The sequence below is a fragment of the Sorangium sp. So ce1504 genome (genome assembly GCF_051521635.1).
GTDB lineage: Bacteria > Myxococcota_A > Polyangia > Polyangiales > Polyangiaceae > Sorangium > Sorangium cellulosum_B.
Window position 1 is genome coordinate 2,838,084 of sequence record NZ_CP150365.1, and the last position, 23,739, is coordinate 2,861,822.

At 74.4% G+C, this 23,739-nt stretch carries 20 protein-coding genes; 9 read left to right on the forward strand and 11 right to left on the reverse strand.

What is annotated here, in order from left to right:
* Window positions 1-6: 6 nt before the first annotated feature.
* The 5 genes from WMF39_RS11010 to WMF39_RS11030 all read right to left on the reverse strand — a co-directional run bounded on the left by WMF39_RS11010 (window position 7) and on the right by WMF39_RS11030 (window position 7,369).
* Complete coding sequence (locus WMF39_RS11010) at window positions 7-1,548, reverse strand: trypsin-like peptidase domain-containing protein (protein WP_437745487.1); 1,542 nt, start codon at window positions 1,546-1,548, stop codon at window positions 7-9.
* Between the two features lie 41 nt (window positions 1,549-1,589).
* Window positions 1,590-2,684: a S1 family peptidase gene (locus tag WMF39_RS11015; RefSeq protein WP_437745488.1), complete on the reverse strand. Its 1,095-nt coding sequence runs from the start codon at window positions 2,682-2,684 to the stop codon at window positions 1,590-1,592.
* Window positions 2,685-2,700: 16 nt separating this feature from the next.
* Window positions 2,701-4,512, reverse strand: coding sequence for a Stp1/IreP family PP2C-type Ser/Thr phosphatase (locus tag WMF39_RS11020; protein WP_437745489.1), 1,812 nt, complete (start codon window positions 4,510-4,512; stop codon window positions 2,701-2,703).
* Window positions 4,509-6,464 carry an FHA domain-containing protein gene (locus WMF39_RS11025; protein ID WP_437745490.1) on the reverse strand — a complete coding sequence of 652 codons (1,956 nt, stop codon included), beginning with the start codon at window positions 6,462-6,464 and terminating at the stop codon, window positions 4,509-4,511. Before WMF39_RS11025 ends, WMF39_RS11020 begins: the two co-directional genes overlap by 4 nt.
* 74 nt (window positions 6,465-6,538) lie before the next feature.
* The gene (locus WMF39_RS11030) at window positions 6,539-7,369 is read right to left on the reverse strand and encodes a hypothetical protein (RefSeq protein WP_437745491.1); all 831 of its coding nucleotides are present in this window, start codon (window positions 7,367-7,369) and stop codon (window positions 6,539-6,541) included.
* A 241-nt stretch (window positions 7,370-7,610) separates the two neighbouring features.
* Here WMF39_RS11030 and WMF39_RS11035 point away from each other — a divergent pair, with 241 nt between their 5' ends.
* A complete protein-coding gene (locus WMF39_RS11035; protein ID WP_437745492.1) occupies window positions 7,611-8,003 on the forward strand; it encodes a hypothetical protein in 393 nt (130 codons plus the stop codon).
* A 45-nt stretch (window positions 8,004-8,048) separates the two neighbouring features.
* Here WMF39_RS11035 and WMF39_RS11040 read toward each other — a convergent pair whose 3' ends face one another.
* The 4 genes from WMF39_RS11040 to WMF39_RS11055 form a co-directional block, all read right to left on the reverse strand.
* The gene (locus tag WMF39_RS11040; protein ID WP_437745493.1) at window positions 8,049-9,164 is read right to left on the reverse strand and encodes a tetratricopeptide repeat protein; all 1,116 of its coding nucleotides are present in this window, start codon (window positions 9,162-9,164) and stop codon (window positions 8,049-8,051) included.
* Complete coding sequence (gene ltaE, locus WMF39_RS11045; RefSeq protein WP_437745494.1) at window positions 9,161-10,264, reverse strand: low-specificity L-threonine aldolase; 1,104 nt, start codon at window positions 10,262-10,264, stop codon at window positions 9,161-9,163. Before ltaE ends, WMF39_RS11040 begins: the two co-directional genes overlap by 4 nt.
* Before the next feature lie 78 nt (window positions 10,265-10,342).
* Window positions 10,343-11,917: a GMC family oxidoreductase N-terminal domain-containing protein gene (locus WMF39_RS11050; RefSeq protein ID WP_437745495.1), complete on the reverse strand. Its 1,575-nt coding sequence runs from the start codon at window positions 11,915-11,917 to the stop codon at window positions 10,343-10,345.
* Complete coding sequence (locus tag WMF39_RS11055) at window positions 11,914-12,435, reverse strand: hypothetical protein (protein WP_437745496.1); 522 nt, start codon at window positions 12,433-12,435, stop codon at window positions 11,914-11,916. Before WMF39_RS11055 ends, WMF39_RS11050 begins: the two co-directional genes overlap by 4 nt.
* 279 nt (window positions 12,436-12,714) lie before the next feature.
* Here WMF39_RS11055 and WMF39_RS11060 point away from each other — a divergent pair, with 279 nt between their 5' ends.
* From WMF39_RS11060 to WMF39_RS11095, 8 genes are all read left to right on the forward strand, one after another.
* Complete coding sequence (locus WMF39_RS11060; RefSeq protein WP_437745497.1) at window positions 12,715-14,298, forward strand: hypothetical protein; 1,584 nt, start codon at window positions 12,715-12,717, stop codon at window positions 14,296-14,298.
* A gap of 282 nt (window positions 14,299-14,580) precedes the next feature.
* On the forward strand, window positions 14,581-15,123 hold the full coding sequence (locus WMF39_RS11065) for a Spy/CpxP family protein refolding chaperone (protein WP_437745498.1): 543 nt from the start codon (window positions 14,581-14,583) through the stop codon (window positions 15,121-15,123).
* 17 nt (window positions 15,124-15,140) lie between these two features.
* Window positions 15,141-15,377: a hypothetical protein gene (locus WMF39_RS11070; RefSeq protein WP_437745499.1), complete on the forward strand. Its 237-nt coding sequence runs from the start codon at window positions 15,141-15,143 to the stop codon at window positions 15,375-15,377.
* 58 nt (window positions 15,378-15,435) lie between these two features.
* On the forward strand, window positions 15,436-16,122 hold the full coding sequence (locus tag WMF39_RS11075; protein WP_437299102.1) for a response regulator: 687 nt from the start codon (window positions 15,436-15,438) through the stop codon (window positions 16,120-16,122).
* The gene (locus tag WMF39_RS11080; protein ID WP_437745500.1) at window positions 16,119-17,573 is read left to right on the forward strand and encodes a HAMP domain-containing sensor histidine kinase; all 1,455 of its coding nucleotides are present in this window, start codon (window positions 16,119-16,121) and stop codon (window positions 17,571-17,573) included. The genes WMF39_RS11075 and WMF39_RS11080 overlap by 4 nt, the downstream gene beginning before the upstream one ends.
* A 55-nt stretch (window positions 17,574-17,628) precedes the next feature.
* Window positions 17,629-18,003 (forward strand): response regulator, encoded by a 375-nt coding sequence (locus tag WMF39_RS11085; protein WP_012234686.1) that lies wholly within the window; start codon window positions 17,629-17,631, stop codon window positions 18,001-18,003.
* Window positions 18,004-18,117: 114 nt separating this feature from the next.
* Window positions 18,118-19,248 (forward strand): hypothetical protein, encoded by a 1,131-nt coding sequence (locus WMF39_RS11090; RefSeq protein WP_437745501.1) that lies wholly within the window; start codon window positions 18,118-18,120, stop codon window positions 19,246-19,248.
* 367 nt (window positions 19,249-19,615) lie between these two features.
* Complete coding sequence (locus tag WMF39_RS11095; protein WP_437745502.1) at window positions 19,616-20,092, forward strand: hypothetical protein; 477 nt, start codon at window positions 19,616-19,618, stop codon at window positions 20,090-20,092.
* Between the two features lie 15 nt (window positions 20,093-20,107).
* Here the strand turns inward: WMF39_RS11095 and WMF39_RS11100 are convergent, their stop codons facing one another.
* Together WMF39_RS11100 and WMF39_RS11105 are read right to left on the reverse strand one after the other, a co-directional pair.
* Window positions 20,108-21,121: a hypothetical protein gene (locus WMF39_RS11100; RefSeq protein WP_437745503.1), complete on the reverse strand. Its 1,014-nt coding sequence runs from the start codon at window positions 21,119-21,121 to the stop codon at window positions 20,108-20,110.
* Window positions 21,118-23,736: a Kelch repeat-containing protein gene (locus WMF39_RS11105; protein WP_437745504.1), complete on the reverse strand. Its 2,619-nt coding sequence runs from the start codon at window positions 23,734-23,736 to the stop codon at window positions 21,118-21,120. Before WMF39_RS11105 ends, WMF39_RS11100 begins: the two co-directional genes overlap by 4 nt.
* Between the last annotated feature and the right edge of the window lie 3 nt (window positions 23,737-23,739).

Consider the following 23,739-nt stretch of genomic DNA (forward strand, 5'->3'; position numbering starts at 1 on the left):
CGGGAGTCAGCGCAGGATGGCGTCGAGCAGGTCGATGCGCATCCCGAACTTGTAGGGGGAGGCCTTTACCACCTCCATCTTCTGGCCAGAGATCGTCTCGTCGTTGCCCTCGAGGTACCCGCCGGCGTTGATGCCGATGACCCTGCCCTGGCCGTTGAAGATGGGGCTCCCGCTCATGCCGCTCGTGCTGCGGGCGTCGTGCTGGATCAGCCAGGCCTCCGCCGCGGGCGCGGGCCGGCCGTTCGCGCCCGTGATCCGGCCGACGTTGGCGGCGAGGAACGTGGCGACGGGGTTCGCGGTGTCCGTGAGCCGCTCCGGGAAGCCGATCAGGTACACGTCGTCGCCGGCGCCGGCCGCGGCGAGCTCTTCCCGGGTCGCGAGCTCGAGCACGGCGGCCGCGCGCCCCGCGATCGTCACGGTGCCGATGTCCGGGGTGAGCTGATCCGCGCTGTCGCGGTACTGCGGGTGCGTCCGCATGCCGGTCACGGCGAAGCTTATCTGGCCCCGGCCCTCGTTCTCGAGCGCCGCGATCGCGCCGCCGCGGCGCTTGGCCGCGGTGATGCAGTGGGCGTTCGTCACGAGGACGGAGGGCCGCACCGCGAACGCTGTGCAGAACCCCTCGCGCCCGGCGGCGAGCATGAAGATCCCCTTCCTGGAGCGGTCGTGGAGGTTGCGCCCGAAGTTGGCGTTCGAGGGGTGGAGCGTCCCGAGGCGGCGCTCGATCTCCTTGCGCCGGGGGTCCTCCGGCGAGAGGCCCGCGAGCTCCTCCCGCAGCTGGCTGATCTCGTCGTGGGAGGAGCGGTTGTAGACGATGAGCGCGGCGAGGCTGGCGAGCGCGATCACGAGGAGCGCGGCGAGGATGTAGGTCGTGCGGCGCTGGCCTGCCGTCGCGGCGTGCACCTCCTTGTGGAGCATGGCGTTGATCTCGACGGTGCCACGGGGCTTCGCGCGCCCCGTGGCGGCCGCGACGGCGGAGGAGATCATCATGGCGATCGTCCGCTCGCCGACCCGCCGAGCTCCGGCCGGCGGCGCGGCCGGGACGTGTCCGGGGGGGGCGGCAGCGGGCGCCGGGTACGCGGCGGGCGCTGGGTACGCGGCGGGCGCGGGGTACGCGGCGGGCGCTGGGTACGCGGCGGGCGCGGGGTACGCGGCGGGCGCGGAGTAGCCCGCAGTAGGCACGGGGTACGCGGCGGGCGCGGGATGGCCCGTCGCTGGCGCAGGGTAAGCCGCGGCAGGAGAGGGGTGATGCGCCACAGCGTGCGCCTGCGGTGGACCCGACGTGCGGCGCTCGACGAGCTCCAGCCGCACCCGCGGGCCCTTGGCGCCGAACGTGATCTCGTCGCCCGACGCGATCGGGTGCCGCTTGATCCGCTGCCCGCCCGCGTAGGTCCCGTTGCGGCTGTCGAGGTCGTAGAGCACCCAGCCCGCCGCCTCGAGGCGCGCCTCGGCGTGGTGGCTGCTCGCGTCGCGATCGTGGTTCGGGTCGAAGACGACGTCGTTGTCCGGCGCTCGACCGAAGCGCACCGCGCGCCGGTCATGGATCTCCACAGAACCGGCGTTGCGCCCGAAGGTATGTACGACGCGTAACATCACGGCGCCGGGACCCCCTGCAGCAGATCGATCCGCATCCCGATGCGGAACGGCGAGCTCTGCGTCACCGTCGCCTTCCGGCCGTCGATCGTGACGTTGTCCTCGTCGTCGATGTGCGCCGCGTGGACGCCGATGACGTGCCCGTACTGGTTGAAGATGGGGCTCCCGCTGTTGCCCCCGCGCGTGACGGCGTCGTGCTGGATCAGGACGGCTCGGTCCGGCGTCGTCGCCTCCTCGTCGATGCCGGTCACGCGCCCGATGCGGCCTTCCAGGAACGTCGCCGAGGGGCTCAGCGGGTCCATCAAGCGACCGGGGAAGCCGATGACATAGGCGTCGTCGCCCGGCCCGATGGCCCGCAGCTCGGCGTCGTTCGCGAGCTTCACCGTGCGCGTCGCCTTGCCGGCGATCCGGAGCAGGGCGACGTCCGGCGAGCCGGCGCCCGCCTGCCCTGGCTTGTACGCCGGGTGGGCCGACATCGCGACGATGGGGAAGCGGATCTTCCCCATCGAGTCGTTCTGCGTGACGATCGAGGTGCCGCCGCGGGCGCGGCAGTCGCGGACGCAGTGAGCGTTCGTCGCGAGCAGATCGGGCGCGATGGCGAACGCCGAGCAGCAACCGCCGATGCGGTTGTCCACCTTGTAGCCCATCACGTAGAGCGCCAGCCTGTTCTGCTCGAAGATGGCGCGCCCCGAGAGCACCTGCTCCGGGATCGCGCCCGACGGGCGCGCCGCGGGCGCGATCCCGAGGCCGACCTCGCGCGCGAGCGCGTCGGCCGCCTGGCGCGACCGGTACGTGACCACGAAGGCCACGGCCACGGCGACGAGCGCCGCGGCGACGCCTAGCCCGAGGATCAGGTTGTGGCGCGACACCTTGCGCCTCGCCTCGTCCGCCTTGGCGCGCACGAGCGCGAGCGCCTTCTCCTCGCGCCGCATCGCCTGCACGACGGCATCCTTGACGATGCGCTGCGCGGTCTCGACGTCGACGCGGCTGTCCGCGTCCGGGCGCCCGGGGGGCCACTCTTCCTGCGGGGCGGCCGGAGTCTGCCGGCCACGCTTGTCGTTGCTGCGCAGCATCGCGGTGGGGGGCGCGCGCACGTGCGCTACGCGTACCCTAACGAAGCAGGTAGTAGCCGGCGATGGTAACGCACGCGACGGCGCTCACGATCATCAAGATCACCAGCCACTGCGGCGCGCCGTCGGTCGGGATCATGATCGGCTCGTCGCCCTGGACGGGCGCGCGGGCGTTGCGCTCGTCCAGCGCGTCGTCGGCCGGCAGGGGCGAGGCGACGTGGTCGTAGTCGTCCCCGTCGTCGTCCATGTCGCTGTCCGCGCTGCTCAGCCACGATTTCGGCGAGGGGGGCCGCTGCGAGATCTTCTTCTCGTCGAGCTCCTTCACCTTGCGCGCCGGCTCGGACGCGGCGGCGTTCTGGGCCAGGAGGTGCTCGGGCAGCGCGTACTTCTGGTAGCGGAGGTCCTCGATGTCCTCGAGCTCCGGCAGGGCGAGCCCGTCGCCGTCGAACTTGGCGACCACCACCGTGATGTTGTCGTGCCCGCCGGCCTGGTTGGCCCGATCCGTCAGCACCTTGCAGGCCTCGATCGGATCGTCGACGCTCCGCAGCACCTCGCGGATCTCCTCGTTCCGCACCATGCCCGAGAGCCCGTCGGAACAGAGCATCAGCGTGTCGCCCCGCTTGAGCTCCACGAAGGTGAGGTCGACCTGCACCGAGTCCGCGGTGCCGAGCGCCTGGAGGATGATGTTGTTGTGCTCGAAGGTCTCGGCCTCCTCCTCGGTGAGCTGGCCCGCCTCGATGAGCTGGTTCACGAGCGACTGGTCGCGCGTCACCTGCACGAGCCGATCGCCGCGGAGGACGTACGCGCGGCTGTCGCCCACCTGGCCGAGGAACAGGTGATCGTCCATGAGCGCGGCGATGGTCGAGGTGGTCCCCATCCCCCGCCGGGTCCGATCGAGCTTCGCCTCGCTGAAGATCCGGAGGCCTGCCGCCTCGATCGCCTGCACCAGCCGCGCCGCGAGCTCGTCGTGGTTCTCCGGGGGACCGGCGACGCTCATCCGCTGGTAGATGATGTCGACCGCGAGCTGGCTCGCGACCTCCCCGGCCGCGGCGCCGCCCATGCCGTCGCACACGCCGAGCAGGGCGCCCCGCTCGCCGACGACCTGGTAGCGATCCATCTCCATCAGGCCGCGGCTCGCCTTCGTGAGATCCGCGACGATGAAGTTGTCCTCGTTGTGCTCGCGGACCTGGCCCACGTCGGTCCGGCCGAACAGCCGCAGCACGACCTCGGGGCGACGCGGCTCGTCGGGCGGTGTCGCCGCGCCGTCCATGCCGTCGGGGCGCTGCCCGCCCTCGTCCGGCTCGCCACCCCCCGGCGCCTCGCCCGCGAAGCGCCCGGCAGCGCCGCCGTGGGCGGCCTCCGCGGCGGGGGTCTCGTCGAGCGCGCCGTCGTACGACGCGGCCGCGAGGGAGGTGTGCGCCTGAGCGGCGGCCGGCGGAGCATCGGGGGTCACAGCGTCTCCCAGGTCGTCCGACCGTGCGGCGCTTCCATCCGTGTCCTCCTCGCGCGACCCGCCGGCGGTGAGCCGCACCCGCGGCGGCGGAGGGAGCTTCCGCCCGACCTTCTCCGGGCTCGATGTGCTGGGCGCCTTCACGGGCTTCATGGCGATGCCAGCCTTCTGCGCGGCGTTTGAGGCCGGACGCGTCTTGGGCGGCGGGGGCTTCCAGTTCACGGGCTTGCCTGCTTCCACAGACCCCGCCTTGCCGGACTCGAGCGACGCGGCGCCGTGCGGGGAGTCATGAAGCGCCTTGCCGGCGTGGCTGCTCGAGTCGGTTCCTGCGGACGTCGCGCCGGGGAGCCCCTCGACTTCCAGCGCCTCGGTCGGCGTTTCGCGGACGGTCTGATCGCTCATCGGGGGAGATCCACGCGGAACAGGTGCTGCCCGATGCGCACGAAATCGCGATCGAGGAGGCTGACGTCCTCGCGGATGGCGACGTAGGTCCCGTTCGACGAGTCCAGGTCGCTGAGCGTGAACTCCCCCGTGGCCGGGTTCCTCCGGATGGCGGCGTGGCGTCGCGAGAGGAACGGATCGGCCGTGAATACGATGTCTCCCGTCTCCCGTCCGATCACCGTCTCATCCCGGTAGAGGTGGTACACGTCCCGCGTCACGCCTTCCACCGTCCGCTGGCAGAGTCTCGCCCGGCGGTGGATGGCGGGCGAGCCAAACAGCAACGTTCCATGCTGGATGGCATGGCCGAGGCCTCGCTCGCCGTCGTTCACGGTCTGAAACTGTAACACCTCGAGGCCCAGGAGGAGCAAGTCGCCATCTCGGAGGGGGTGCGTCTTCCGGATGCGGAGGTAGATGCGGTTGACGCTGCCCAGGTCACGGAGAACCCAGGACCCTTCCTGCGGGATGAGCCGCGCGTGCCGGGGCGAGACGTACTGGTCGTCCTCGAGGACGATATCCCCCTCGGTTCGGCCGATGTCGATCTGCGGGCCCGCGAGGGGGAAGCTCTTTCCCTCGGTCCCGTCTTCGACGATCACGATGAGCTTGCCCTCGAGCGCTCGGGTCGGCTGGGTGTCAGCCGGAACCCACGCCGGCGGGCGAACCGAGAGGGACGCGCGCAGCGGCGCGAGCGGCCGCTGGGAGGCTGGCGGCGCGCTGCTCGCCTCGTTCGAGATCGGCCCGGCGGGCTCGGCAGTCTGCGGGGGCCGCTGCGGGTCGCGCCGGGCGTCCGGGGCGAGCGCTGGCGCGGGCTGCGGCCGTTCGGAGGCGGCCCTGGATGGGCGCTCGGAGGCGGGCCGCTCGCCCTCGAGGGGCGCACCGCAATATTTGCAGAACCGCGTGCCCGCCAGGCACTGACCGCGACAGCGCGCGCACTCGACGGGCGGGACGGGAGCCCGCTGCGACGACGCGATGTCGACCACCGGCGAGCCGACGATCTTGTCCGCGTTGCTCCCGCTGGCCGCGGGCAGCCGCGCTGGGGGCAGGGCGACCGGGGGCAGCGGGGGCGGAGCCGGCCTGGCCGGCGCGCCGACCCGTTGATGCGCGTCTCCGGCGTCGGAGCGCTCGTCGCGCGCCGCTGGCGGCGGCGCGGCCTCCGTGGGCGGCGCGTGCCGGAGCGCGGCGGGCGTGACGTCGTGGAGACCTCGCGCGGTCGTCCCGATCTCCTCGTGGGGCGGGGGCGCCATGTACGGCGCGCCAGGGGAGAGCGCGGTGCCTGGCTCGCCGCGCTCTCCCCTGGCGCGCTTCGACACCTGGCTCACCGGCTGCGGGGCGCCCGCCGGCGCTCCGCCATCTCTCCTGTTCAGCGCCGCGCCGCACGTCACGCAGAAGCGGTAGCCCGGAGGGTTCTCTCCGTTGCAGTTCGCGCAGGAGAGCCCCAGGATCGCGTCGGTGATCGAGGGCGTCGCGGGCGTCGCGGGCGCGTCACCCCGCTCGGTGATCCTCGGCCCTTGCAGGGCTGGCACCATCTGGATCGCGCTGTCCAGCGCGCCAGCAGCCGGCGTCGCGGCGCCCTCGCGCGCCGGGCGCGAGGCGCCCTCGGCGCGGCCGTGCACCGCCGGCATCGCTGGTTCCGTCCTCGCCGAGCTGAGAGGGCTGAAGGAGAACACGGGCGCCTCCGGGCGAAGGCGCCCCGGCGCGCCGCGAGGCCCCGGCGCCCTGGCGGCCGCGCGGGCGTCGTTCGCCGGCGGCGTCTCGACCTGCGCGGCCGCCGGCAGGGCCGGGAGCGACACCTGCGGCAAGCCGCTCGGCGGCGTCGGCGGGACGACCCGCGCCTCTCGAGCCTTCAGCCGTCGACCGCAATCCTGACAGAACGTCAGATCGCCAGCGTTGTCGCGGCCGCACACATCGCAGATCACGCTGCCGAGGGGACCGCGGAGCGACGGTCGAGTCAAGTAGCCGGTGCGTTCTCTCGAGCGGACAGGGGAACCGCTCAGCGCCGGCCTACCTCGGTCCGCACCTCGAGAAGGAGCTCGAAGCCGACGAATTGCGCGATGGCGGTGGCCCGCTCGTAGTTGGCCGTGTCCCTCCAGCCAGCGAGCAGCACCGGCCGGTACACGCAGCTGACGCCGAGCACCGCGCGGCGCGAGACCTCCAGCTCGACCCCGACGCCGCCGAAGATGAGCGCGCCGCCCGTCTCGACGCCCCACTCGTTCCCGTAGGCGACGCCGCCGATCCCGGCGAAAAAGTAGGGAGCCGCCCGGTAGCCGATGTCCGGCAGGTACCTCATCTCGGCCCGGAGCTGCTGGAAGATTCCAAGCCGGTAGAGATTGCTCGAGTCCATCTTGGTGAACTGGTACGCGCCGCCGAAGTACCAGGGGCCTGGCGAGCGGTATCCGCCGCGGATCGCGAGCCCGCCTCCGCTGCCCAGGATGCACGCGTAGAGGGGTCCGGAGCGCGGGCAGGCAGCGCCAGGATCGAGGCTCATCTCGGCCACGAGGGCGACGCCGTACTGCACGTACTCGACGTGCAGCGGCGGCGGCCGGGAGGCGAGCTCGACGCTCGGCTTGACGGCAGGCGATGGCTCCTGCTCGGCGGCGGCCTCGTCCCCCGCCGCGTCGAGCCGAGCGCTCCAGGCGGACGTGGCGCGCCCGTCCTCGGCCCCTTCGCCCGTCCGGCCGCCGGCGGGAGCGCCTGGCGCGGCGCCGTGGAGGGCGCCCTCGGCCTGGGGGTGCGGAGGCGCGGCCCGCGCTGTCAAGGACAGCAGGGCGCTGGCCGCGATGGTCGCGGCCCAGAGCGCGCCGGGCGGAGATCGCAAACGCACGAGTTGTTTGAGATACGCGAGAGATCTGCCGCCGGCAACGCTCCTTCGCGGCGCGGGCGCTGGGGCGCGCCCGCGCCGACCTCCGACGTGGCCGCGCGCGCGGCCGCCTGGGGAAGGTCCGCGCCTCGCCGCGCCCCCAGGAAAAAACGCGACGGAAGGGGGAGGCGAGCGGTCTCTTGAAGCTCGACACCATACGCCGCTTGACGGCGGCTGCGAGGGTCGCCTAAACGAAGCCACCTTCATGGAGATTCACCTCGACAAGCGTGCCGTAAAGCAGATCCGCCTCTCTGCGGCGGATGCCGTTGAGGAAGGCGACACCGAAGCGCTGCGCGAGGACGTCCTCGAGGCGTTCTCGGAGGAGCAGGTCGAAGAGATCGAGCGTCGTCTGGACAGCGGTGATTTTTTTGAGTTCTTGACCGACGTGCTCGACGAGTGGGGGGGCGACGACGTGGACGAGCTCTTCGAGCTCCTCGAGACCCAGCTCGGCGACATCGGCATCGATCTGAAGTATGAGCCGCGCGAGGACGACGACGACCTCGACGAGGCCGACGACGACGACCTTGCCGACGACGAGGACGAGGACGGCGACGACGATGACGCCGAGCTGGAGTCCGAGGACGACGAGGACGACTGAGCGCGGTCGGCCCGCCGCGGCGACGCGCCGCGCGGCGTCCCCGCGTCAGGGGTCCTTCCGTTCGTCGAGCTCGCGGAGGATGTAGTCCGCGCACGGGCGAGGCGCCGCCGGGAGCGACGGACATATCGCGTGCGCGCAGCGCGCGTAGCGCGACTCGGGGAGCTCCCGGACGATCCGGGCTGCGGTGGCGCACGCCTCCTTGCTCCGGCCCTCCTCGCGCCACAGCTTCGCCTCGGCCCAGAGCGCGTCGTCGCGCAGGATGGACGCGGGGTGGTCCGTATAGAGCTTGCGCAGCTCGCGGCGCGCGGCGGCGCGATCGCCGAGCGCGTCGCGGTAGAGGCGCGCGATCTCGAGCTGCGCGTCGTCGAACTTCTCGCGGTCGTAGCTGCCGGTGACGGCCGGCTCGCGCGCGGAGAGCATCTCCCTCAGGTAGCCGATGGCCTCCTCGGGGCGCCCGAGGGACGCGGCGAGCTCCGCCGCGTGGAACAGGGCGTCGTCCGTCAAGCTGCCGACGGGGTACGGGTGCGCGCGCGCGGCGGCGACGAGCGCGCGCAGCGCAGCTTCGCGATCGCCGCTCCGCTCCAGGAGGAGCGCGGTGTTGTAGGCGACGTCCTGATCGAGCTCCGTCCCGCGGAGCGCGGGGCCGTGCTGCCGCAGCCACGCGAGCGCGCCCGCCGCGCCGGCGCGGTCTTCTTCGCGCTGGATGAGCCGCTTCAGCGCGTTGCGCGCGAGCCCGTGCGACGGGCGGCGCAGCGTCGCCGCCAGCAGCATCGCGTAGCCCGCGTCCGCGTCGCCGTGTTCGATCGCGAGATCGGCGAGCTCGAACTCCGCGCGCTCCGAGCGCGGCCCGCGCGGCGAGTCGGCGAGCAGCCGCTCGTACGACGCGCGCGCCTCGCCCCAGGACTCCGCGCGCTCGAACGAGCGCGCCTGCATGAGGCGCGCCTCGTCGCGGTCCTTCACGCGCAGCGCCTGCGACGCGGCGTCGTCGAACGAGCGGGCCGCCTCGCGGTAGCGCCCCGCGTGGTAGGCGCGCTCGCCGGCGGTCATCGCGGTGAGGTAGGCGTCGCCGCGCACCGGCGCGCACGCGGGGCCGAGCAGCGCGGCGATCGCGATCGCGACGGCGAGCGCCGGCGCGGGGGCGTTCCTGGGGCGGCGGCTCATGCGCGCGCGCCCTCGGCGCCGCGATCGCGCGGCAGCGCCAGCACCTCGGCGAGCGCCTCGGCGAGGGCGCTCGCCGCGGGCGCGACCTGCTCCGGCGCGAGATCGAGGTGGGTCACGGCGCGGACGGCGCTCCGGCCCGTCGCCCCCACGAGCACGCCGCGCCGTCGCGCGGCCTCGACGAGCCGCTCGGCCGGGATGCCGGGCGTGTCGATGTAGAGGATGTTCGTCTCGGGCTCCTCGATCGTCGCGGGCGGCGCGCCCGTCGCGGGCGGCGCCATCGCGCGAAGGGCCGCCGCGCGCATCGCTCGCGCGATGGCGCGCGCGGCCTCGTGGTCCTCGGCGATGCGGCCCTGGTGGTGCGCGAGCGCGTACAGGGCGGCGGCCGCGAGCACGCCGGCCTGCCGCATGCCGCCGCCGAGCATCTTCCGGAAGCGCAGCGCGGCGCGGACCACGTCGGCGCTGCCGCACAGCGCGGAGCCGACGGGCGCGCCGAGGCCCTTCGAGAAGCAGACGCTCACCGTGTCGAACGGCGCGGCGAGCTCGGCGGGCGTTCGACCGGTGGCGACCGCCGCGTTCCAGAGGCGCGCCCCGTCGAGGTGCAGCGCGAGCCCGTGCGCGCGCGCGACCGACGCGATGGCGAGCACGTCCTCCTGCGGGAAGACCCGGCCGCCCGCGCGGTTGTGGGTGTTCTCGATCGCGACGAGGCGCGTGCGCGGGAGGTAGTACTGCGGCGGCTTGATCGCCTCCTCGACGTCGGCCGCCTTGAACAGGCCGCCGCGCCCGGCGAAGACGAACTGCACGCCGCTCCAGGCGGGCGCCGCGCCGCTCTCGTAGAACGCGCAGTGCGCGCCCTCGCCCGCGATCACCTCGTCGCCGCGCTGCGTGTGGCAGAGGAGCGCGATCTGGTTGCCCATCGTCCCGCTCGGCACGAAGAGCGCCGCCTCCTTGCCCGTGAGCTCCGCGACGCGCTCCTCGAGCGCCCGCACGGTAGGGTCCTCGCGGTACACGTCGTCGCCGACGTCGGCCGCGGCCATGGCGGCGCGCATGGCCGCGGTCGGTCGGGTGACGGTGTCGGAGCGGAGATCGATCGTCGCTTGCATCCTGGAACCTCGGCTGTCGGCGTCGGCCGACGTTGTAGCACCGCGTGGCGCCGCGCCCGCTACGCGGCGCCGCGCCCGCTACGCGGGGCTCGCCGCCGCGAGCCGCGGGAACCGCTCGGCCATCCGCCACGCGATGCGCGTCGCCATCGCCATGATCGGCACCTGCGAGTTCACGCCGATGCTCGTGGGGAGGATCGAGCCGTCGGCGACGAAGAGCCCCGGCAGCGCGAAGCACTCGCCGCTCTGATCGACGATGCCGCGCCGCGGATCGTTCGCCACCCGCGCGCTCCCGAGCGGGTGGAACGCCATGCACTCGATGCGGCGCGCGTCGATGGCCTCGCGCTCGGCCGCGCGCGCGGCGTCCATCGACGTGACCGGCGGCGCGCCGAGCAGCGCGGTGTAGACCTCGCGCGCGCCGGCGGCGAGCGCCATCTCGCTGAGGATCGTGATGGACCGGCGGAGCCGCGCGAGGTCGCGCGGCGCCATCGCGTAGGAGACGAGCGGCTCCCGGCCGGGGCCGGGGCGGACGCGGCCGCCGCCCTCGTCGTGGATCATGGCGCCGAAGACGGCGCAGCGCGACAGCGCGGCGGCCCGACGCCGCAGCGCGGGCCCGACGCCAGGGAGGCCCGCCGCGAGCACGTTCACCGCCGAGTAGACGCCGACGAGCTTGATCCCCTCGGCCTCGAAGTGGTCGGAGTAGACGCTCTGGAGCGCGCCGTCCCAGCCGTTCAGCGCGTCGTCGAACCTGGCGACCACGCGCACGGCGGGGTGCAGCGTCACGCCGTCGCCGAGGCCGGAGCTCGCCTCGAACGCGCCCGCCGTGCGGAGGAGCAGCGGCGTGTGCAGCGTGCCGCACGCGGCGACGACCGCCTTCGCGCGCACCCGGAACCGGCGCGGCGGGGCCCCCGGCTCGCCGCCGAGCAGCCTCCCCTCGACGCCGACGGCGCGCCCGCGCTTCACGGTGATCCGCTCGACCAGCGCGTCGGCGACCACGCGCGCGCCATGCGCGGTCGCCGACGGCAGGTAGGCGACGTCGACCGAGCGCTTCGCCCCGGCGGGGCAGGTGAAGTTGCACCGGCCGTTGCCCTCGCACGCGTCGCCGGTGTTGCGGCGGAGCGGGCGCATCGGGATGCCGAGCCGGCTCGCCCCCTCGACGAGCCGCGCCGTCGAGGCGGAGCGCAGCGCCTCGGGGACCTCGCGGACCTGCAGCCGATGCTCGACGCTGTCGTACGCCGCCTCGAGGGCGCGCTCCGACAGCTCGTCGAGGCCGAGGTCGCGGGTCCACCGCGCGTGGACGCTGCCCGGGATGCGGAAGCACACCCCGCCGGTCACCACCGACGATCCGCCGACGGCGCGCCCCAGGGTGAGCGAGATCATCGGCGTCTGGCCCACGCCGAACGCCGTGAACAGGCCGGCCTCGCGGAACAGCCGCCGCACCGACTCGCTGGGCTTCCAGCGCTGGTAGTCGTCAGGGCGAACGTAGGGGCCCTCCTCCAGCACGATCACGCGCCGCCCCGCCTCGGCGAGCAGCGCGGCGACGACCGCGCCGCCGGCGCCGGAGCCGACCACGACGACGTCGCACGGCTCGTCGAACCCCGCAGGCAGGTCGCGCCCGCTGACGATCGGCTCGCTCGACGCGATGCCGCCGTTCACGCGCCGCCCCCGGCGCCCAGCCCGGGCAGCCTGCGCCGCGCCGCGGTGCTCTCGCGGTCGAAGCCCGTCAGCGCGAGCTCCGCGCCCTCCTCGAAGGCGGCGATGCACATCGGCACCTTGAAGGCGAGGAGCAGCATCGCGAGGAGCCCGGAGCGGCTCGACTCGAGCGCCTCCAGGTACGCGAGCCGCCGGCCGAGCGAGAGCCGGCTCATCCGGCCGAAGGCGCCGATCACGAAGGGCGGCAACAGCTCGAGGCAAGCGGCCAGCAGCGCGAAGCTGCGCCGGGTCTCGGGGCTGCCCTGCCCGAGCGCGAGATCCAGCGCCGCGACCGCGCGCTCGCACACCTCGGCGCCCGGCGGGGCGAGCTCCCCGCGCTCGTCCTCGTCGCAGAGCATCGCCTCGGCGGCGGCCCACGCGACGCGTCGCGCCCACGGCGAGAGCCCGCGCCCGGCGCGCTCCCACCGCTCGAGCCCTCGCGCGGCGCGCTCGGGCGCGCTCCCTCCCCCGTCCTCTTGCATGGCCGCGAGAGCCTAGCCCGGATCGACGCAGCGCCGAGGTCGAAGGCGGCGCGCGACGTGGTCGGGTGATCCCGGGCGCTTGGCGCGGCCACTCGGACGGGCTGTTCGCGTGCCATTGCAGAACGACATCCCGACGGTCCGCTGAAGGCGCGCGCCGTGCCGCGTCGAGCGCTGCGCCGCGGCGCGCGGATCGCTCCTCGCGGCCGCGTGTGGGCTGGCTGTCCGCCGCGGATCCGGTTCTGGTATTGAGCAGTGCGGCCGGGGGAGCACGGAGGAACGATGGCGGAGCGATCGCTGCAGCACCGGGATCCCGATAGCAAGGACGACGAGACGCTGAGGAGAGAGGCGCGCGTGCACCTCGCGAGCGAGCCGGCGCTGCAGCTCGTGGCCGAGCTGGTCGCGCGGCTGCGCGAGCTCGATCTGCCGTGGTGGACGCCGGTCAAGCTGCGCGAGCAGTTCGGCGCGGTCGAGCGGATGGGGTGGTTCCGCGAGCGCAGCGACGTGCGCCAGCAGATCACGACGTCCCTCACCGGCCTCTCGCCCAAGGCCGCCCGCCGCAAGACGCCCGACTTCCAGGGCGCGCTCATCGACTCCGTCATCGACGAGGGCGACATCACCCCGCGCGCGTTCGAGGACGCGTTCGACCCGCGCGATCTCGCGGTGTACGGCCCGGCCGGAGGCTACTGGCAGTTCTTCCGGGACTCGATGCCGTGGGATCAGGACACGCCGCAGCTCCAGGAGATCGTCGCCTGGCTTCTCAAGGCGCTGCTCGCGGATCGCAGCCCGTTCGAGGGCATCGGCAGGACGCCGATCCTGACGCCGTGGGACGTGCGCACGGCGATCGACGGTCGGCTGTGGCAGACCCGCATTCCGCTCGAGATCCGCGTCGCCATCGACAACGCGCGGCTCAAGCAGGAGCGCGAGCGCCCGGGCGTGCCGTTCCACGCCGACGGTGAGCTCGCGATCGCCGGGCCGGACGTCATCGCCGCGAACATCCCGCCGCGCGATATCCTCCCCGTGGTGCAGCTCGCGCAGAAGGCGATGCGCTTCGACGGGCCGCGGGCCGCCGCGCCGAAGGCGGCGGCGCCGGTGGAGCTGTCGTCCGGCCGCGGCGGCGCGCCCGCTGCCGCTCCGCCGGCCGGGGCTGCGCCTGCATCATCGCCGGGGGTCTCCGCTCCCGTGTCGAAGTTGGCGGCGTCGGCGTCCAGCGGGCCTGTGTCGGCGCCGGCGGCGTCGGCCCCCGTGTCGTCCGGCGGCGGGCCCGTGTCGGCGCCTGCCTCCGGCTCGTCCGGCGGCGCGCCGGACGCGGGCCAGGCCGGCAAGGCCGCCGCGAGCGCCGCGCCCTCCGGGGCGGCCGGCTCGCCGCCGGGAGGCCTCGTGGCGTCGGTGAGCAGCCCGCCGGCCGGCTCCCCCGCGGGGACGAAGGCCGCCGGCAGCATCACGCCGCCGAGCGCGATCGCCGCGAGGCCGCTCGCAGCGGCGGGCGCCGCGGCGGCGGTCTCACCGCAGGGGGGTGAGCCGTCGCGCAACAGGCTCCCGAGCGACCCTGGCACCTCGTCGGCGCGCGCATCGACGCCGCCCCCTCCGGCGGTGCGCCCGTCGACGCCGCCCGCGCCTCTGGCGCCGCGCGCATCGACGCCGCCCGCGCCCCCGGCGACGCGCGCGTCGACGCCGCCTGCGCCGAGCGCCTCGCCGGACGGGGCCAAGGTCGAGTCGCTCGACGACCTCGAAGAGGAGGAGGACGATGCCGACAGAGACCGCGGCGCGCCCGAGAGCGAGCGCACGAATCCGTGGGCGACCTCGGGCGACGGGAAACCCAAGGACGACCTCGACGACATCGGCGACGTCGAGTCGGTGAAGTAGCGCCGCCGGAGCGCGGAGCGCCGTCCGCGAGCGGATGGCGCGCCGCTCCGCGCCAGCTGGGCGCGCCGCGCCGCGCTGCCCGCGGCGGTCTTCATGTTTCTTCACACACGCTCCTGAACATCCTTCACACGCGCTGCGCAGCTTCGAGGTGTCCCGGAGCCGCGCGTCTGCGGCTCCGGTCGTTGCTGCCCGGGGCGGCGCCCGCGCTCGGACGAACCGACGCCGCGCGCACATGCCCCGTGCACGGATCGACGGCGGAGACGCTCACGGAGGGTACGCATCATGTTGGGATTCGTGGTTGGAACGGCCTGTCTGATAGGCCTCGTCATGACGCTGAAGCGCGGCTGCAGGTACGACTGCGGCGCGCCCTGGGGCGCTGGGCCGCGCTTCTTCGGGCGGCGCGGCTTCGGGGGGCACGGCTTCCGCCGTCGCTTCTTCCTGTCCTTCCTCTTCGATCGGCTCGGCACCACGCCGACGCAGGAGAAGGTCATCGTCGCGGCCATCGACGAGCTCCGCTCCGCCGCAGAGGCGCAGCGGAGCGAGATCCGCAGCACGCGCGCGGACGTCGCCGCGGCGATGCGGAGCCCGAGCTTCGACGAGACGCGCCTCGGCGAGCTCTTCGCGCGCCACGACACGGCCATCGAGTCGCTGCGCAGGGCCGCGGTCGGCGCGCTCGGGAAGGTCCACGCCGTGCTCGAGGACCGCCAGCGCGAGCAGCTCGCCGATCTCATCGAGATCGGGCCGGCCGCGTTCCGCGACATGTGGTCCGGCAGGGCCGGGTGGCGCGGCGACGATCCCTACAGGACCCACGGCCGGTGGGCGTGAAGGAAGGGGATGAGACCATGATGCGACGCCAGATCACCATCGCGCTGCTCGCGCTCGGCACCGTCGCCGGTTACGCCTCCGGCTTCTCCTCGCTGCGCTGCCGGGCGGAGGCCCGCCGCGACGCCTTCCAGCGCCACGTCGCGGCCATCTGCGTGGACGCCGCGCGGGAGGCCGAGCGCTCCTGGCCGCGGGGCGCCGCGCGCGCGGTCCACGCGCCCGCGGCGGCCGACGCCGACACCGGCGCGGGCCCCTGAGCTATACAAGGGGTGAGCGGCGGCCGGTCGCCGCCGCACCTGCCCCCCGGGTCCTTCCATGGCGCTGCGGCTCCTGCTCATCGACGACGACACACGGCTCCACGCCTTGCTCGCGAGCTACCTCGAGCAGAACGGGTTCGCGGTGACCGTCGCGTGCGACGGCGCGCGCGGCCTTTTGGCGCTCGCCGCGGGCACCTTCGACGCCGTCCTGCTCGACGTGATGATGCCGGGCATGGACGGCATCGAGGTCGTCCGCCGCATCCGGCAGAAGAGCTCCATGCCGATCCTCATGCTCACCGCCCGCGGCGACGAGGCCGATCGCGTGGTCGGCCTCGAGATCGGCGCCGACGACTACATCGCGAAGCCCTTCAGCCCGCGCGAGCTGCTCGCGCGCCTCCGCGCGGTGCTCCGGCGGGCCACGCCCGACGCCGCCGGCGAGCGGATCGTGGCCGGCGACATCGCCATCGACGTGCCCGGCCGCGTCGTCACCGTCTCGGGCAAGCCCGCCGATCTCACCGGCATCGAGTTCGACATCCTCGTCGCCCTCGCGCGGCGCGCCGGCCGCGTCGTCGCCCGGGAGGCGCTCCTGGAGGAGGCCGGCCGCGGCGACGTCAACGTCGGCGGGCGGACGGTCGACGTGCACATCTCGCACCTGCGGCAGAAGCTGTCCGACGACCCGAGATCGCCGAGGCTCATCAAGACGGTGCGCGGCGTCGGCTACGTGCTCGCCAAGGACCGCGTGTGAGGAGGAGGTACCGGTCCTGGCTCTACGAGAACGGGCGCAAGGTCTCGATCGGCCGCTTCCTGAGCGCGCGGCTGCACCGCCGGATCTTCATGTGGTTCGGCGCGACCATCCTGATCACCGCGCTCGCCGCGGTCGCCACGATCGGGGCCATCGATCGCGTCGGCAACTCCGGCTGGCGGCGCGAGCACGCCCGCGCCCAGTCGTTCGTGGCCCACGAGTTCGAGCGGGTATGGGCCGATCCCGCGGCCCGCGACGTGCTCGCCCGCGCGTTCGCCGAGGATCTCGAGATCGATCTGGAGCTCGTCGACGCGACCGGGCGGCGGCTCGCCAGGTACGGCCAGCCCTGCCGGGCGCAGACCCTGGTCGCCCCGGTCCGCGACGAAGGGGGGCCGCTCGGCTCCGTGCTCCTCTGCCCCGCGCGCGGCCGCTCCGGCGGATCGCTCCGGTTCGCCCTGCCGCTGCTCGCCGTGGCCATCGTCATGTGGGGCGCCTCGGGCCTCATCGCGCGCCGCCTCGCCCGCCCGCTCGTCGATCTGGCCCACGTCGCGCACGAGATCGGCGCCGGCAAGCTGTCGAGCCGCGTCCGGCTCGACTGCCACGGGCAGCAGGGCGAGGTCGGCATGGTCGCCGAGGCGGTCAACGACATGGCCGCACGCATCGAGCGCCAGATCGCCGACCAGAGAGAGCTCCTCGCCGCCGTGTCGCACGAGCTCCGCACGCCGCTCGCCCGCATCCGCCTGCTGACGGAGATGGCCCGCGAGGGCGGCGGACCGAGCGCCTGCGTGCTCGACGACCTCGACCGCGAGGTCATGGAGATCGACGCGCTCGTCGGCGACCTCCTGGCCAGCTCGCGCCTCGACTTCGCGGCCCTCACCGTGGCCCGCCTCGACCCGGCCGAGGCCGGGATCCGCGCCCTGGAGCGCGCAGGGCTGGATCCGACGCTGCTGGAGGTCGTCGAGGGGACGCCGGCGCTCCAGGCGGACGCGACGCTGCTGGCGCGCGCCCTCGCCAACTTGCTGGAGAACGCGCGCGCGCACGCTGGCGGGGCCGAGCGGCTGCGGGTCCGTCCCGGCGGCCAGCGCGGCGTCGTCTTCGAGGTCGAGGATCGCGGGCCCGGGTTCGTGGACGGGGAGGAGACGCGCATCTTCGAGCCGTTCTTCCGGCGCGAGCGGGGGCAGGGCGGCGAGAGCGGCGCCGAGCGCGGCTCGCTCGGCCTCGGCCTGGCGCTGTGCAAGCGCATCGCCGAGGCGCACGGGGGCCGCGCGTTCGCCGAGCGCCGCGAGGGCGGCGGGGCGCGCGTCGGCATCGAGCTCGCGCTGCGTCCGCCAACCAGCGCCACGCGCCCACAGCGACGCGACAGGGAAGCAAACAGCGAAGACAGAGCAGACGGAGCAGACGGAGCAGGCGGAGGCAACAGAGCAGACAGAGCGGCCCGCCCTCGCCGCGCGTAGCGTTCCCGCTTGACCGCGCGATGGGGCGGGTGCGACGCTCCCCGTGCTCGCGACCATGCGAATCCTCCTCTGCGAAGATCAGGACGCGATCCGGCGCATGATCGAGGCGCTGGTCGGAGCGAGTGGTCACGAGGTGATCGGCGTGGGCACCGGCCGCGAGGCGGTGGAGCGCGCCCTGACCGAGCCCTTCGACGTGCTGCTGCTCGACCTGATGCTGCCCGGGAGCATGGATGGCTTCGAGGTCTGCGAGCGCCTCCGCGCGCACCCGGGCACCTCCAGCCTGCCGATCATCGTGATCAGCGCCCTCGACGATCACGAGGCGCGCGCCCGCGCCTTGAAGCTCGGAGCGACCGCCTACTACGCCAAGCCGTTCCGGCCCCTCGAGCTCCTGGAGCACATCGGCGGGCTCAAGGCTGCGCGGCGGGCCTGACGCGGGGCCCCGCCCCGACGGGAGCCGTCCGTCGGCGCAACGCAACGGAGCGCTGGAAGATGGCGCCCGATTTGGCTACACCCGGCCGTCATGCACACTCGGTGGCGCTGGGTCATGGCTTCGACGCTCGCGGCGGTCGCCCTCGCGGGGCTCGCGGGCTGCGAGGGGGAAAAGAGCAAGGCGCAGGTCGCCGCCGACGCCGGCGCGCTCGACGCCGGCCCGCCGCTGCCGGTCGTCGGCGGCAAGCTCGGCGCGGCGCTCGCGGAGGCGGCGGCGGGCGGCACCGACAAGAAGGCGCCAGCGGCGGGCGGCGCGGCGGGCGGGCCGCCGGAGAGCGGCGTGTTCTCGGCGTCCGAAGCGGCCGCTGCGCTGCCGAAGGACGTTCCCTACAAGATCGAGGTCATCGGCGACGGCAGCGAGCCGCGGGCCAGGCTCGCCCCGAAGATCGACCCGAAATCCGAGCAGAAGCTCGACATCACGCTCGGGCTGCGCATGGGCGGGCCGCAGGGGCTGCCGAACCTGGAGCTCGGCGTGAGCTTCAAGGCGGAGAAGCCGGCGGACGCACCCAAGGAGGGCGCGGCCGCGCCCGCGGCGAGCGCGGCTCCGACGAAGGTGATCGCGAAGATCACGTCGGCGACGCTCGCCTCGATGTCGATCGGCGGCCCGCCGAAGCAGCTCGCGGACGCGCTCGCGAAGCTGAAGGGGAGCGCGCTGCGGTACGAGCTCTCGCCGGCGAACGCGGTCGGCAACCTCCAATTCGAGCTCTCCAAGGACGCCGATCCAGGGCTCCAGCCGCTGATCGGCGCGCTCGGGGAGGCCATCACGCTCCTCACGCCGCCGCTCCCGGACAAGCCCGTCGGTGCAGGCGCCTACTGGATGGTCACCGATCGCGTGGTGGCGTCGGGCGCGCAGCTGCCGGTGCTGCGGTACCGGGTCTTCAAGATCGAGAAGGTGGAGGGAGGCGTCGTCTCGCTCAGCGTGGACACGCGCCAGTACGCGGAAGGCGCCGACCTCAAGCTGCCGAGCCCGAACGGGGAGATCACGATGACCATCGACCGGCTCGACTCCTCGGGCAAGGGCACGCTCACCTGGTCGCCGTCGAGCTTCGCGCCCGGCGTGGCCGACGCCTCGCAGCGGCTCCAGGCGTTGCTGGTGCCGCCCGGCGCCACCGCCCAGCAGGCCGCTCAGCGCAGCGTGGCCCAGGTGGAGCTCACCGCGAAGTTCGCGTCGCCGGCAGCGCCGTAGCGCCGGTCCGCTGGGCGGGCGCGGCAGCTCTCGCCAGGGCCGCGCCCTGCCGCCCGGGGCACACGGAGCGGCTCTCGCGCATCGGGCGGTGTGAGCGCATCGCCCTGGTGGCTGTGCATTTCCGTGCGAGCGTTCGCGCCTGCATCTCCCGCCGCGCGGCCGTGCTGCCTTCCAGGACGCAGGCGTGCGTCCCGGTCGCTGCCCACGAGCTGTGGAAACCATGGAGGCCGCGACCAACCCTGGAGCGGCGCCGCGGTGCTGGGGGTGTTGGCTAATCCCGTGCATGAGCGCCCGTGCGGGGAGGCGTGACGGCTGTCCGACCCGGCTGCCAGAGGCGGGTGAGCAGACCGAGCCACGGTGCAGACGCATGACGTACGGGTGCGAGCGGAACATGCGCGGGTGCAGCCTCGAGGCGTACATCGAGGAGCCTGGCCTCACGGAAGGGCAGCGCCGGCGGCTGCGGCTGTTCCAGACGGTGGAGGAGGCCGTGAGCCGTCGCGTGGAGCGGCTGTGCACGTCCAGCGAGATCGAGGTGACGGACGCGGCGATCCTCGTCGTGTCCCCGGCGGCGCGCCGGGTGTTTTTCCGGATCGACGCGCGGGGCAGCGCGGAGGCGCCGGGCGCGAGCGTCATCGTCGACCACCGCGCGCGGCTCCACGAGTTCCTGCACGCCGTGCTGCCGCCCGTGGACGAGGCGCCGTTCGATCCGTACGTCGACCTGCTCGCGCCATCTCCGCCCCAGTGCGTCCGCGTGCTCATCGTGGACGAGGACTCGCTCACGGTCCTGAATTACGGCGCGTTCGTGGTGGTGAACCTCGACCGCAGGGAGATGCCGAAGGCCTAGCTCCCGCGTCAGAAGTCAGAAGCGCACGGTGAGGCGGAACGGATCGAGGGCGGCGCGCGGCGGGGGCTGCTTCCGCGGGGCGCCGGCGGGATCGCGGTCGAAGACCATCACGAGCACGCCGACGCCCGCCGCGAGGAGGCCGGCGCCGGCGACGATGTCGCCCGCGAGCGCCTGGGCGCGCGCGCCGTCGGCCGCGTCCCCGTCCCGCGTCGGTGCGTCCGACGCGCTCGCGACCCCGAGCAGCCCGATGGCCGCGCCGGCCGCCACGGTGGTCAGACCGCCGGCGAGCAGCACGATCGGCACCACGCGGCTCGGCGCAGCGTCGGGCGCGGAGCTCGGCGGGGCGCCGCGCAGGACCGGTCTGGCCGGAGCGACGCTCGCTGGAGCGCTCGTCGAGGACACCCTCGGCCCGGCGGGCGCTGCCGGCGCGACGACCTCGCGCTCGAGGCTCAGCACGACGACGGCGCGGCTCCCCGGCGCCGCTGCGACGCTCCGCTCGGCCTCGCGGTAGCCCGGCGCGCTCGCGGTCACCGTGTGATCCCCCGGGTTGACCGGGCGCGGGCGATCGAGCGCCGCCGCGGGCACCACGACGCCGTCGATCTTCACCTCGAGGCCGACGGCGTCGCCCGGGGAGAGCCGCAGCTCGAGCGCCGCGACCTTGTGCTCGAGCTCCTGGATCGCCTGCCGCGCGAGCTTCTCGTACCCTTTTGTTGCGGGCGCGGACGGCTCGACCAGGAACGCGCGGAAGTTCTCGAGCGCCTCGACGAGCTGCCCCGTCTGCTGCTGGGCCACCCCGAGGCTGTAGAGGGTGATCGGCGCGCGCTTGATCGCGAGCGAGCGCTCGTACTGCTCCCGCGCCTGCTCCCAGCGGCCCTGCCTGGCGAGCTCGGAGGCCTCGATGAAGATCTCGCGCGCGACGGCGACGTCGGCCGCGCTCTGGGCCGCGGCGGGCGCGGGCGCGGCGAGCATCGCGGCCGCCACGAGGAGCGCCAGGACGCCCGAGAGCGCGCGCGTCCGCCGAGGCGTCACGGCCTGAACCGCTCCCCGTCGGGCACCAGCGAGAACCCCTCGAGCCCGGACCACAAGATGAGCTCGGTCCCCGTCCACACGCCCACGCCGTAGGTGTGCTGCTTGCCCGCGGCCGACATGTTCGCTCCCCACGCCATCGTCATCGGATCGTACAGCTTCCCGTCTCGCCTGAGCGTCACGCCGCTCCGCCCGCCGGCGACGAGAGCGTGCGCGCCGGTCCACCCGGTCCAGCCGGTGCGCCGCTCGACGCGGCTGCGCTCCGAGGGGGCCCCCTTGTCGTCGATCCCGCGCCACGCGTCGGCCGCCGGATCGTAGATCGCGCCGCCCTTGCGGGCGACGCCCTCCTGGTCCTGCCCGCCCCAGACGAGGAGCCGATCGCCCATCCAGACCGCGAACGCTTCGGTCCTCGGGCTCGGCGCGTCGGCGCTGGGCAGCGACCGCCAGACGTCGGTGGTGGGGTTGTAGGCGTACCCCTCGTTCGTGGTCGCCTCGCCGGCTCGCCCGCCGAACAGGTAGAGCTCCGTGCCCGACCAGGCCCACGCGACGCCTTCGCGCGCGGGGGCCGCGCCGGCGCTGGAGGCCGGCGTCCATGCGTCGGCGACCGGGTTGTAGAGCCCGCCGCCGGCGACCGGGGCGCCGCCCGCGGAGCCGCCCCAGATCAGGAGGCGCGTGCCGGTCCACACGCCGATCGGCATCCGCCGCGCCGCGGGGGCGCTGGTGGTGCTCATCGCGCGCCAGGTCCGCGCCGCCGGGTCGTACACGCCGCCGGTGGACAGGCCGAGGGGGCTCCCGAACGAGCCGCCGCCCCAGACGAGCACCCGGGAGCCCGTCCACGCCGCGGCCGCGAGCACGCGCGGCGAGGGGGCGCCCTCGTTGCCCAGCGTCGACCACGTGTCGCGCGCCGGATCGTAGAGCGCCCCGTCGCCCACGTCCCCGACCGACGTGCGGCCGCCCCACAGGAAGAGCGCGTTCCCGATCCAGGTCGCCGCGGCCATCTGCCGCGGCGCGGGCGCGCCGGTCCTCGTCATCGGGGCCCACGCGGGCGTGCACTGGCCGGTGCGGCACTCGCGCCCGCTCAGGCAGGCGTTCCCGCACGCGCCGCAGTGATCGGCCGAGCCCAGGCTGACGCACTCGCCCTCGCAGGCCACGAGGCCGCCTCCGCAGGGCGGGATGCAGGCGCCGCCGGAGCAGATCTCGCCCCCGCTGCAGTCCGCGCTGGTGCAGCACTGGCGGCACGCGACGAGGCTGCAGCACTGCTCTCCGTCGGCGCAGCCCGTGCTCTTGCACCTCGCGCCGCCGTCTTCGCACACGTCGGTGGTGCAGCCGTCGCCGTCCGAGCAGTCCTCGTCCGAGCAGCAGGCGCGGCACGCCGTGCCGCAGTCGTGCGGCGTGAGCGCCCCGCACGCGCACGCGCCGGACACGCACACGGCGCCCGGCTTGCAGGCGGTGCTGCACGCGCCGCAGTGCCGCGGATCCCTGGTGAGATCGGACTCGCAGCCCGGGGCGACCGGGTCGCAGTCCGCGAAGCCCTCGTCGCACAAAAGCTCGCCTCGGTCGCAGCGCTGGTGCGGCCCCGCGGCGACCCCGCACGCGCCGCAGTGGAACGGGCTGACCTGCGTGTCGATGCACGAGGAGTCGCACGCGGCGAGGCCGGCGGCGCAGCCGGCGGCGCACGCCGCGCCGTCGCAGTAGGCCGCCTCCGGCGCGCACCGCACGTCGCACGCGCCGCAGGTCGTCGGGTCGATGGTGATCGCCTCGCAGCCGGGCGCGCCGTCGCAGTCGAGGCGCCCGCTCGCGCAGGCGCAGCCGCTGCGGCCGTCGCAGATCATGCCGCTCGCGCAGGCATCCCCGCAGGCCCGGCAGTCCGCCTCTGTCCCGAGCGTGGCCTCGCAGCCGTCGTCGGGTGAGCCGTTGCAGTCGGCGTATCCCGGCGCGCACCCGCACACGCCGGCCCGGCACTCCATGTTCGGCCCGCAGGTGACGCCGCAGGCGCCGCAGTTCGCGGGATCCGAGGAGCCGTCGATCTCGCACCCCGTGTCGTGGAGGTTGTCGCAGTCGAGGAGCGGCGGCGCGCACGCGCACTGCCCCGCGTCGCAGATCGCGCCCGAGGGGCAACGGAGCGAGCAACCGCCGCAGCGCTCGGGATCGCTCTTGAGATCGACCTCGCAGCCGTTGGTGACGACGTTCCCGTCGCAGTTGTCGAAGCCGAAGACGCACTCGGACGAGCAGTGGCCGCCCACGCAGAGGGTGTGCGGGCACGGCACGCCGCACGCGCCGCAGTGCGACGGATCGTTCAGCACGTTGGTGCACGACCCGCCGCAGCACGACTCCCCGTCACCGCACGCGTTGCCGCAGGCGCCGCAGTGCTCCCGGTCCTTGTCCAGCGCGACGCACGTACCGCCGCAGCAGGCGCCGTCCGGGCAGTCGGGCGCGCAGCCGCCGCCCGTCGAGGTCGCGTCCTGGCCGCCCTCGGAAGGTTTGTCGGAGAGGGCGCTCTCCGCGAGCAGCGAGCAGGCGCCGGTGAGCACGGCCAGCGCGAGCAGCAGCGGCCAGCGCGCGCCGGTCGTGGGCCTTCGATGTCGCGTCTCGCGAGCGGGGCTTTCCTGGGAAGACATCGC